Source organism: Microcystis sp. LE19-195.1E (assembly GCF_027532095.1).
GTDB lineage: Bacteria > Cyanobacteriota > Cyanobacteriia > Cyanobacteriales > Microcystaceae > Microcystis > Microcystis aeruginosa.
This window is the reverse complement of sequence record NZ_JAPZSZ010000110.1, coordinates 1-10603: the sequence shown is the minus strand read 5'-3', so window position 1 is coordinate 10603 and position 10603 is coordinate 1. Positions and strand designations below refer to the sequence as shown.

At 42.5% G+C, this 10603-nt stretch carries 10 protein-coding genes, 1 tRNA gene and 1 pseudogene; 4 read left to right on the top strand and 8 right to left on the bottom strand.

All coding sequences use genetic code 11. The annotated features are described in order from the left end of the window. Positions 1-52: 52 nt before the first annotated feature. Together O9300_RS06785 and O9300_RS06780 are read right to left on the bottom strand one after the other, a co-directional pair. On the bottom strand, positions 53-457 hold the full coding sequence (locus tag O9300_RS06785) for a type II toxin-antitoxin system VapC family toxin (RefSeq protein ID WP_287970816.1): 405 nt from the start codon (positions 455-457) through the stop codon (positions 53-55). Between the two features lie 6 nt (positions 458-463). Continuing rightward, on the bottom strand, positions 464-760 hold the full coding sequence (locus O9300_RS06780) for a hypothetical protein (protein WP_287970814.1): 297 nt from the start codon (positions 758-760) through the stop codon (positions 464-466). Positions 761-1143: 383 nt separating this feature from the next. Here O9300_RS06780 and O9300_RS06775 point away from each other — a divergent pair, with 383 nt between their 5' ends. Next, positions 1144-1401 (top strand): hypothetical protein, encoded by a 258-nt coding sequence (locus O9300_RS06775; protein WP_287970811.1) that lies wholly within the window; start codon positions 1144-1146, stop codon positions 1399-1401. Then, complete coding sequence (locus tag O9300_RS06770; protein ID WP_287970809.1) at positions 1394-2170, top strand: class I SAM-dependent methyltransferase; 777 nt, start codon at positions 1394-1396, stop codon at positions 2168-2170. The genes O9300_RS06775 and O9300_RS06770 overlap by 8 nt, the downstream gene beginning before the upstream one ends. Here the strand turns inward: O9300_RS06770 and uvrA are convergent. Both uvrA and cysE read right to left on the bottom strand, forming a co-directional pair. After that, positions 2127-5039 (bottom strand): excinuclease ABC subunit UvrA, encoded by a 2913-nt coding sequence (uvrA, locus tag O9300_RS06765; protein WP_287970807.1) that lies wholly within the window; start codon positions 5037-5039, stop codon positions 2127-2129. The two genes, O9300_RS06770 and uvrA, sit on opposite strands and share 44 nt — an antisense overlap. Before the next feature lie 190 nt (positions 5040-5229). Then, a complete protein-coding gene (cysE, locus tag O9300_RS06760) occupies positions 5230-6003 on the bottom strand; it encodes a serine O-acetyltransferase (protein WP_079208861.1) in 774 nt (257 codons plus the stop codon). 214 nt (positions 6004-6217) lie between these two features. On the opposite strand from cysE, the gene O9300_RS06755 reads away from it, so the two are divergent. Then, entirely contained in the window at positions 6218-7864 is a 1647-nt protein-coding gene (locus tag O9300_RS06755) for a choice-of-anchor I family protein (RefSeq protein WP_287970804.1), read from the top strand. On the opposite strand, the gene tsaB is transcribed toward O9300_RS06755, so the two are convergent. The 4 genes from tsaB to O9300_RS06735 form a co-directional block, all read right to left on the bottom strand. After that, a complete protein-coding gene (gene tsaB, locus O9300_RS06750; RefSeq protein WP_287970803.1) occupies positions 7865-8467 on the bottom strand; it encodes a tRNA (adenosine(37)-N6)-threonylcarbamoyltransferase complex dimerization subunit type 1 TsaB in 603 nt (200 codons plus the stop codon). A 29-nt stretch (positions 8468-8496) separates the two neighbouring features. Then, a tRNA-Lys gene (locus O9300_RS06745) sits at positions 8497-8568 on the bottom strand. A 63-nt stretch (positions 8569-8631) separates the two neighbouring features. After that, complete coding sequence (locus O9300_RS06740) at positions 8632-9504, bottom strand: aldose epimerase family protein (RefSeq protein WP_287970801.1); 873 nt, start codon at positions 9502-9504, stop codon at positions 8632-8634. Positions 9505-9720: 216 nt separating this feature from the next. Beyond that, on the bottom strand, positions 9721-10407 hold the full coding sequence (locus tag O9300_RS06735; RefSeq protein ID WP_079208865.1) for a diacylglycerol/polyprenol kinase family protein: 687 nt from the start codon (positions 10405-10407) through the stop codon (positions 9721-9723). On the opposite strand from O9300_RS06735, the pseudogene O9300_RS06730 reads away from it, so the two are divergent. Then, positions 10408-10603 (top strand): annotated as a pseudogene (locus O9300_RS06730) (hypothetical protein); the annotation flags it as partial.

Genomic DNA, 10603 nt, shown 5'->3' with positions numbered 1-10603 from the left:
TACTGACTCAAGCTATTAAAATATGGCGGATGAATTAAAGATTGGGTTTAATTTATAACTCTACCCAATTCTCTAAACTTAATCCTTCAACCCTCAATAAATCACCGTCATTAGAAACAACAATTAAACTTTTAACTATAGCAGTAGCAGCAATTAAAATATCTTCTGTTTGTATGGGTAATCCTCTTAATCTAAGATCAGCATTAATTTCGGATGCTTTTTCTAAAATAGCTAAATCATCTAATAAAATAATTTGATAATCCTGACAAAGTTGGTTAAATCTTTCTCTTTGTTTAGGTGCAGCAACTGCCAAAAATCCCCTCTTAATTTCAAAATAAGTAATGCAACTGATAAAGATACTTTTTCTTTGAGCTTTGACATCTTCAATTTTTTGATAAATTTCAAGATTACGCTTAATGATCAAAGAGACGATATTAGTATCTAACAAATAACTCATAATTACCTATTTACGCTTAATTGCTTCATCGAAAATAGCCATTTGTTCAGGAGTAAAATCGCCGGCAATTTTTGACAGGATTTCTGTGGACATAATAAAGCTACAATGCTCTTTCAATTCTGCCTCTGACATCGTGTTAAATTCCTCAAAAGGTAAATTTTTTTCAAATAATTCAACCAAATGTTTCACTATTTCTGAATAATTAAGCTCCTCTTTAAAGAAAGGACGGTCTTCCATTAAAATAGAAACAACTTGCTCAATTCTCTTAATCATCGATTTTTGTCTGACATCAGTTGATAACATATTTATGCCGCCAGTAAATTTTCAATAATATTTATCAACTGCCAATATATCAAGTTTCTCGTGGTTATGCAACATCGTGAGTTCGATCTCGAAGAGAAGAAAGCGGCGTAACGGTGTCTTGAGTGGGATGTATCACCATTCTCATCGGATGGTGATTTCTGCGATGTCGAACCTGTTTGGGGTGAAGATGTCTTTATGGTTAAAAGATCGCAAGGGACGCACCTTGTCGGACGAGGACATATTACACTATCCTTATGATAGTAGTAACCTTAGCCGAAACCATGAAGTTAATGAAGTTAATCGATACTGCTATACCCGGTTTCCCAATTGAGTGATTAAAGAAGCTAAATCATGAAATTTAAGTTTTCAAAAGGAGTTAATCAATGAAAACAATTAGTTTTAAAACCCGTGCAGGAGAAGATGGAACATTACAAATATCTTTACCGCATGAACTTAAAAACACAGATTTAGAAGTCACCTTAGTTGATCAGCCAATATCTCTAAAAGAACAAGAAGAAAAAACTACATTTAGCCAATGGCAAGAAGGCTTTTTTGAAGAAGTAATTGGCGGTTGGGAAGGTGAATTATTAGTAAGAGAAAAACAGCCAGATTATGAGGAAAGAGCGCTCAAGAATGATTAAGGACAAAAATCAGCAAACCTATAGAGACCCTAGTATTGTCGGTTATTATGCCCAATTAACCGCACTACAGCCGGCAGAAAAGACAATTTTAACCCTGCTGCAAGAGCGTTTATCGACGATGAAAATGCTTGATTTAGGGGTAGGTGCGGGACGGACTACGAAGTATTTTGCCCCTCTTGTGGGAGAATATATCGGTGTTGATTATTCTACGGAAATGATCGCCGCTTGTCGTCAAAAATTCCCCCATTTAGTCTGGCAAGTGGCCGATGCTAGAAATCTAGAACAATTTGCGGATAATTATTTTGATTTTATTCTCTTTAGTTTTAATGGCATTGATTATATTTCCCCTGCTGACCGTTTTCTAGTTTTAGAGGAAATTAGCCGCATCGGTAAAGCGGGTGGTTATTTTTGCTTTTCTAGTCATAATCTTCAGGGAATTATCCCAGAATTCGATTGGAAAAAAAAGATTAGTTTCAATCCTTTTAGTAGCTATGTAAATTTAGTCCTCTGGGTGATTTTGCGGGTCTGTAATCCCTCTCTTAGCTACGAACAGTTATTGACTGCTGACTATGCAATTATTCGGGATGAACCCCATAATTTTCGTCTGCAAAATTATTACGCCACCCCCAAAGAACAATTAAGACAGTTAAGGTCTTACTTTCAAGATATTAAAATTTATTCTTGGAAAACTGGTCAGGAAATTAAGAGCGAACAAGAGTTAAATACTAATCTTGATCATTGGCTTTATTATCTCTGTCTTCTTCCCTAATATTATGCTGCTTTTTTGGGGGATATTGAAGTAATGCTTGGGCAAGATAATGACCAGTGTAGGATTTTTCACATTTGGCCACGGTTTCCGGTGTTCCCACCGCGATTAATTCTCCTCCCTTGTCCCCTCCTTCCGGTCCCAAATCAATAATCCAATCGCTACAGCGAATCACGTCGAGATTATGTTCGATGACGATAATCGAATTACCTTTATCGACCAATCTTTGTAACACATCTAAGAGATGATGCACATCATAAAAAGATAATCCCGTAGTCGGTTCATCGATCAAATATAGGGTTTTTCCCGTGGCCCGTCGGGATAATTCGGCCGCTAATTTCACCCTTTGCGCTTCTCCACCGGATAAAGTGGGGGCGCTTTGACCGAGTTTACAGTATCCTAAACCCACATCCACGAGAGTTTGTAATCTGGTGGTGGCCCGGGGGACATTTTCAAAGACCTTTAATGCTTCCTCGATCGTCATATCTAAGACATCGGCGATCGAATAACCTTTATACTTAACCTGTAGGGTTTCCCGATTATAACGCGCCCCTTTACACACATCACACTGCACATAGACATCGGGGAGAAAATTCATCTCGATGACGTTTACCCCTTGGCCTAGGCAAGCTTCACAGCGTCCTCCCTTAACATTAAAAGAAAACTGCCCCGCTTTGTAACCTCTAGCTTTTGCTTCGATGGTTTCGGTGAAAATCTCGCGAATAATGTCAAAAACCCCCGTATAGGTGGCAGGATTTGACCGAGGAGTGCGTCCTATCGGTGATTGGTCGATGACAATTACTTTATCAACCGCGTCCAATCCTTCTACTTTATCTAACTCTTTGGGGAAGGGAGTTAAACGGGTTAAATGATGTTGTAAAGCCGGATATAATAACTCATTAATTAAGGTGGATTTGCCCGAACCAGATACTCCCGTAATCGAGACTAATTTTCCTAAAGGAATCGTTACATCAATATTTCTTAGGTTATTTTGATGGCAATTTTTTAAGACTAAAGCATTACCATTCCCTTCCCTTCTTTGGGGAGGAGTTTCAATAACTTTGCGTCCCGATAAGTAGGCCCCTGTTATCGATTTTTTGGACTTTAAAAGGGTTTTAAAACTGCCTTGACAGATGATTTCTCCGCCATGAATCCCCGCTTTCGGACCGATATCGACCACATAATCGGCTGCCCGAATCGTTTCTTCATCGTGTTCGACGACAATTAAAGTATTACCTAAATCTCGCAATCTTTGCAGGGTTTCTAACAGTTTACTATTATCTCTTTGGTGTAATCCGATGCTAGGTTCATCGAGAACGTATAATACTCCTGTTAATCCCGAACCGATTTGAGTGGCTAATCGAATTCGTTGGGATTCTCCCCCGGATAAAGTCATCGCCGGTCGATCGAGGGTAAGATAATCTAATCCCACATCGATTAAAAATTGTAGTCTCGCTTTGATTTCTTTGAGGGCTAATTCCCCAATTAATGCTTGTCTTGGGGTTAAATGACAATCATTAATTCTCTGCAAACAATCCCGAATGGTAACTCCGGTAAAATCCGTGATCGTATATTGTCCTAAACGTACCGATAAAGCTTCCGGTTTTAATCTTTTTCCGTGACAAACTTCGCAGGTTTGGTTAACAATATATTTCTCTAGTCTTTGTTTAATAACTTCCGAGGTGGTTTCTTGATAATTCCTATCTAAGATATTGATAACTCCCGCAAATTCTCGATAGTAACCGCGACCAGTATCATAACGGTAATCATCTTCAAAATAGATCGGTTCTTTACTCCCATAGAGAATGATATCTTGCTGGGTTTTTGTTAGTTTCTGCCAAGGGGTTTGAATTTCAAAACCTAAAGCTTGCCCTAAACCGTAGAGGAGAGAAAGATAGTAGGAGTTATCCTTATCGGACCAGGGGGCAATAGCAGAATATACCGGTTGTTTCGGGTCTGGAATGACTAAATCTGCCGAAAATTTCCGTAAACTGCCCAATCCGTGACAGTTGGGACAAGCACCATAGGGAGAATTAAAAGAGAATAAACGGGGGGATAATTCCTCCATAACTGCCCCGTGTTCGGGACAGGCAAATTTCTCGGAAAAGACAATTTCTTTGGTAACTTCGGGATTATCTTCGTTATTCTCATCGAGAATTTCCACAATCGCTACACCATCGGAATGCTTTAAACAAGTGGTTAAAGAATCTACTAATCTTTCCTGTAAACCCTCTTTTTTGATCAGGCGATCGATAACAATTTCGATATCATGAAGATGTTTTTTATCTAACTCGATGCCCTCGGATAATTCTACTACCTTGCCGTCAATCCGCACCCGGGCAAAGCCTTGGGAGGCCAAACTAGAGATTAATTGCTTATGAGTGCCTTTTTTGCCGCGAATTACCGGGGCTAAGATTTGAAAACGGGTTTTCTCGGCTAATTCCATCACTCGATCGCACATTTGATCGATGGTTTGGGGGGCAATATTGCGATCGCAATGGGGACAATGGGGTTCACCGGCACGACCGAACAATAAACGCAAGTAATCGTAAATTTCCGTTACAGTTCCCACACTAGAACGGGGATTGTGGGAAGTGGATTTTTGGTCAATGGAAATAGCCGGACTTAAACCCTCGATCGCATCCACATCGGGTTTATCTAATTGTCCCAAAAATTGGCGCGCGTAGGCGCTGAGGGACTCCACATAGCGGCGCTGTCCCTCCGCAAAAATAGTGTCGAAAGCGAGGGAAGATTTGCCCGATCCCGAAACTCCCGTAAAAACAATCAACTGATTGCGGGGTAATTCGAGATCAACATTTTTGAGATTGTGTTGTCGGGCGCCACGGATACGGATTGAGTCAGTTTGAGCCATCGGACGGTGCCAAGTAGTCCTTAACAATCATAGCTTTGACAAATGGGTTTCAGCTACTAAGTAGGTAGGTGTTAAAAATTGTCAGATCCCCCCTTATTAAGGGGGGATCGCAGGCAAAATCTATCTTCTATTTAATTAAAACCACTTACTTAGAAAACCAGTCTTCTATCATATCAGAAGATTATCGGAGTTAAACCGCCCGTTCGAGAAACTCGCGCATATCTCGATCGGCCGCAGGGCAACAGCCATGACTCGCTTCTTCTTCTAAATGGGCTAAAACTGGGCAATTAATCCGATAATCTGGTTCTTTTGACCGTTCTAGCCGCAATTCGTACACTTGTTTTTCCAGTTGTTCGATGCGGTCCACCAAGGCGCGAATAGCCACCGCTTCCGAGTCGGGTAAATCACCGTGTTCGAGGGGTTCCACCCGCGTCCCGGCGCGATAGATTAAACGACCGGGTACACCAACAACGGTACAATCGGCAGGAATATCGCGCAGGACCACAGAACCAGCACCGACGCGAACGTTATTACCCAGATAAATATTACCTAAAACCTTGGCCCCAGCGCCGACGACCACATTTTCCCCTAGAGTCGGGTGACGTTTACCGCTTTCTTTCCCCGTCCCTCCTAAAGTAACTCCCTGATAGATGAGGGCATAATCACCGACAATGGCCGTTTCTCCGATGACAACTCCCATGCCATGGTCGATAAAAACACCCTGACCAATTTGGGCACCGGGGTGAATTTCGATACCAGTCAGAAAACGGGCAAGATGGGAAATTAAACGGGGAATAAAGGGAATCCCGATCTGATATAGCCAATGGGCGAAGCGATGGCACAGTAAAGCCTGTAATCCAGGATAACAAAACAGTACCTCTAACCAGTTGCGGGCAGCGGGGTCACGTTCAAAAATGATCTTGAAATCGGCTAGGAGAGTAGATAACACGAGTCTTGATTCCATATTGATCGAGCTTATACTAAACCATGTTATCACTCTGGTAAATGAGCCGTTCAACTAAAAATCGATCGAGGAACCTCTTTTCCTAGATCGCTTTTACTGTCCTTGGCCAAATTTTGAAGATATCCTTAATTTCCCTCTTGTTTAATCTTCCTTTAACTTGGGTCTGAAAAAATGCGATTGTTTAGCCTTTTTTTGCAGTTTTTCAGCTAAAAATATGATTGATGCTATCTATCGTCACCATGGAAAATTTTTATTAACCTTGCTGTCAATTGCTGGCAGTATCAACATTGTTACCGAATCGGCCTCAGCTTTAAATATCACCCGATTGAGCAGTCTTGGCAATAGTACAAATAACTTCGGGGCAGAAATTCCCGCTTATGACCCCGCTAGTCGCAGATTATTCCTGACCGGTCCCAATAATCGTCTAGATATTGCTGATATCAGCAATCCCGCTAGTCCAATTCCCTTACCCTCGATCGATCTTAGCTCCTACGGTGCGGGGGTTAATAGCGTTGCCATCAAAAATGGTATCGTGGCCCTGGCCATGGAAGCTAGTCCGATTACCAATAACGGCAGTGTGGTATTTTTCAATACTAATGGTGTCTTTCAGAGTCAGGTGACTGTGGGCACTTTACCGGATATGTTAACCTTTACTCCTGACGGTAATCGGGTTTTGGTCGCTAACGAAGGGGAAGCAGCTAATGGTGTCAATCCCGATGGTTCCGTTAGTATTATTGACTTAAGCGCTGGTGTTCTCAATCCCACTGTCAACACCGCTACCTTTATCAGTTTTAATGGTCAAGAGAACACTTTAAGAAGTCAGGGAGTCCGTATTTTTCCCGGTCAAACGGTTTCCCAAGATGTGGAACCAGAATACATCACCGTTTCCGACGATGGAACCACTGCATGGGTGTCTCTACAGGAAAATAATGCTATTGCGATAGTCGATGTTGTTAAAGCTCAAGTCACCAGTATTGTACCCCTAGGAGCCAAAAATTTTAACGCACCGGGTAATGGTTTGGATCCTAGCGATCGAGATGGGGTAGTATTTGGAGGAGCGGCTAATTCCCCAGCAGTAAGAATTAATAATTGGCCGGTTTTTGGCTTATATCAACCGGATACGATTGCCACCGTTACCATCGCCGGACAAACCTATTTAATTACTGCCAATGAAGGGGATACTAGAGATGAGGCCCGACGAGTTTCTACTCTAACTTTAGACCCCAATGTTTTCCCTAATGCGGCCAACTTGAAATTAACCCAAAATCTCGGCCGTTTAGATGTTTCTAGCATCGACGGACTTAACGCCCAAGGTCAATATAGCCAACTTTTTGCCTACGGTGGTCGTTCTTTTTCGATTTGGAATGTAACTACTGGACTGTCCCAAGTCTTCGATAGTGGCGATGATTTTGAACAAATTTTGGCGGGTTTTTCGGCAACTCCCCTAACTGCTAGTATTTTTAATTCCGATGGTACTCCTAGCAGCTTCGATAGTCGTAGCGATAACCGCGGGCCGGAACCGGAAGGTTTAGCAGTAGGAACTGTGGGTAATCGTCTCTATAGTTTTGTGGGAATAGAAAGGGCTGGCGGTTTCATGGTTTATGATATCACCAACCCTAGTAATCCTTTGTTCACTAATTATATCAACGATTGGCAATTAGGGGATATCTCTCCCGAAGGATTATTGTTTATTCCCGCTGCCGATAGTCCTAATGGTACTCCCCTGTTAATTGTTGCCAATGAAGTGAGTCGTAATGTGGCGATTTATTCCGTCAAACCTGTCCCAGAACCTAGCGCAGTTTTAGGATTAGTAACCCTCGGATTAGCTGGCTATAGTTTGAAAAAAAGAGGGAATTGCTAATCACATCCCGTAAAATGGTAGCGCCTCCGACCAATGGGGGCGTTTTCCCGTTTGCCAATCCAAATAGGCTAAATCGAGGATATCGGGGGCATTTATGCCTAAACAACTGGGTGTGGCTAATCTTTGATAGGAAATAGTTAAGTTTTCTAAAGTCCGCTGCCATTGTTCCGGAGTCATCAGGCTATCAGCTAAATAAACCCGATTACCCCGATAGATGCCCACATACAATTGTCCCCTAGTTGCGGGCATTTCTAGGGCTAGATAGGTATCGAGGGGGTAACAATCCCGTTGTGACCAAGCCAAGGCCGCTAAACTGGAGACGGTAAAAATCGGTAGCTGTAATTGTTGTGCTAGGGTTCTCCCGGTGACTATACCGATGCGGGTACTGGTAAAGCTACCCGGCCCCTTAGCGGTGGCTAGAAAGGCTAAATCTGCCCATTTTTGCGGAGCCAGGAACTGTTTTAGATAGGGGTGGAATAGGTTCGATAAATCCCTGTCCAAGTCCCAAGTTTGTTGACGGCTATCATCGCTGAAATTAGAGAGGGCCAGTCCTAGTTGGGGACTGCTGGTATGCAAGGCTAATCCATAGACTGGGGAAGACAAGTCAATCTTTCTGTATTAGTAAGTTTTTATGGGTCGCCTGGGATTCGAACCCAAGACCAATCGGTTAAAAGCCGAGTGCTCTACCGCTGAGCTAGCGACCCGTTTCGTGTTCTGCACACGATTCATCAATATAACATCTTATCGAGGCTAAGTCAAGGGGAAATTTAAATTTGATTGACTCGCATTTCCACGATCGCCTCGCGGCTACTCTGGGGTTCTAAGTAGGTCAATTGTTCGCCTGTGTTGAGGGCGTTGCGGGGGGCGCTCCAGGGTTCGAGACAGATATAATTTTTATCTTTCAGAGTCCAAAAAACTATAGTTGTATAGAGATCGTCGTAACCGAGGATAATTTGACGTTGATGGTAGGAATCACTAAAACTACTTTGATGGCGAGTAATTTGCGGAAAAGCGGCATCAATTTCTTCGAGATTAAAGTCAAAGTTGCCGGAGTAGGAATGGAGGGTTTTCCTGCGTTGGTCGAGGTATTGGGAGGAGGGAATATCAAAGGATAATCGGGTTTTATCGGTGACTTGAAAATAGGGATGGAAGCCGATGGAAAAGGGCATTCTTTCGGGGGAAAGATTAATAACTTTTTGGTGAATTTTGAGGCTGTTTCCTTGCAGTTGATAGGTAAAGATTAATTGAAAATCAAAGGGATAGACTTGACGAGTGACCGGATTACTGTTTAATTCTAGGGTTAAACTAGCGGCGGTTTCGGTGCTTTGTTTGCTCACTTGCCAGGGTAAATCACGAGCAAATCCGTGTTGTTTGAGGCTATAGTTTCGGCCTTGGTGTTGATAGGTATTATCGGGTAAGTTGCCGCAGATAGGGAATAAAATCGGGACTCCTCCCCGGACGCTGAGGTTAGGATCTTTAAATCTTTCTCTGTCCAGATATAAAATATCTTCTCCGCAAATTTGCCAACGGGTGATGATTCCTCCCCTAGCGGGAACCACTTCCAGATAAGCGTCAGCCTCTTCATCCTTGAGACAATAGGTAAGATATTGATTTTGGTTTTGAGTGATAGTAAAGGTCATTTCAGTTATCAGTTATCAGTTATCAGTTATCAGTTATCGGTACAGCTGACTAAAAAGCTGATTGCTAACATAGAACGTAGGTTGGGTTGAAGCATGAAACCCAACACCCGCTCATGTTACGCTACCACTAACCCATCCTAACAAATAATTGTGCCTCCCTACTTAGCTTAACCAATGAGGTTTTAGATTCGGCCCTTGTGAATAAGCTGGGATAGCCTAGCTTGAGATGAAAATTTGAGTAAGAAAATAGGCAATGGCGGCGCTACCAACGGGTACAGTGAGATTATCTATACCCAGTTTCGAGAAAGTTTCTAGAATAGTAGCTCCGATCGCTGTCAATAAAGATACTAAAATAATTGGCGGATTAATGCCATTAATAAAAGATAAAATAATCAAGCTGACTAAAAAGCTGATTACTAACATAGTCAGGGAACCTTCCAGACTTTTGCCACTGCCGAAAATTTTGTAGGGATGTTGACCGAAATTTTGTCCGACTAGGGCCGCTAATCCGTCTCCCAAAGCCATAATTAAAATACCCATTGCCGCATATTCGGGGTGAGAAATTGGCCAAAAATAAGCCACGAGAACACCGATACTAACAGCATAAAAAAAAGTTCCCCAACTGCGGCGACCGACACTATTAAGACTGGGTAAAATGGGGAAAAAATAGGATAGGATAGCAATAATTGCCGCTAGGATCGCCGCGATTATTCCCACCCAAGCGGGGATATTTAACCACCAGGCAAAAAGGATGACGTTTCCCGTGCCAATGTGGACAACTTTGCGGGTAATTTCGCCATCGGTACTGAAAAGACTTTTTAATTTTTCAGCGATCAGAATCAGAACAGCTAGGTAACAGGCGACTAAACCGATCGAAAATAGGAGAGAGTGGGATAGTTCCACGTGGCAAAAGCGAAAATTGACTATCTATTTAGTTTAGGTGATCGAGGTGACATTGTTGACATCCTCGCCGCCGTAAAACGGACGGCGATTCCCAAACCTCACGATTTGGGTTTCTGCTTCTGTCCCGAAGGATTTTTCGCACCTGCCTTAACAGATTTACTCTGTTCTGGTCATCAGGTCGCTCTACAGACTGACA

Bases quoted from the DNA above. Each gene is read 5' to 3' on its own strand.
- O9300_RS06785 (WP_287970816.1), bottom strand. From the start codon at position 457: ATGAGTTATTTGTTAGATACTAATATCGTCTCTTTGATCATTAAGCGT.
- O9300_RS06780 (WP_287970814.1), bottom strand. From the start codon at position 760: ATGTTATCAACTGATGTCAGACAAAAATCGATGATTAAGAGAATTGAG.
- O9300_RS06775 (WP_287970811.1), top strand. From the start codon at position 1,144: ATGAAAACAATTAGTTTTAAAACCCGTGCAGGAGAAGATGGAACATTA.
- O9300_RS06770 (WP_287970809.1), top strand. From the start codon at position 1,394: ATGATTAAGGACAAAAATCAGCAAACCTATAGAGACCCTAGTATTGTC.
- uvrA (WP_287970807.1), bottom strand. From the start codon at position 5,039: ATGGCTCAAACTGACTCAATCCGTATCCGTGGCGCCCGACAACACAAT.
- cysE (WP_079208861.1), bottom strand. From the start codon at position 6,003: ATGGAATCAAGACTCGTGTTATCTACTCTCCTAGCCGATTTCAAGATC.
- O9300_RS06755 (WP_287970804.1), top strand. From the start codon at position 6,218: ATGATTGATGCTATCTATCGTCACCATGGAAAATTTTTATTAACCTTG.
- O9300_RS06740 (WP_287970801.1), bottom strand. From the start codon at position 9,504: ATGACCTTTACTATCACTCAAAACCAAAATCAATATCTTACCTATTGT.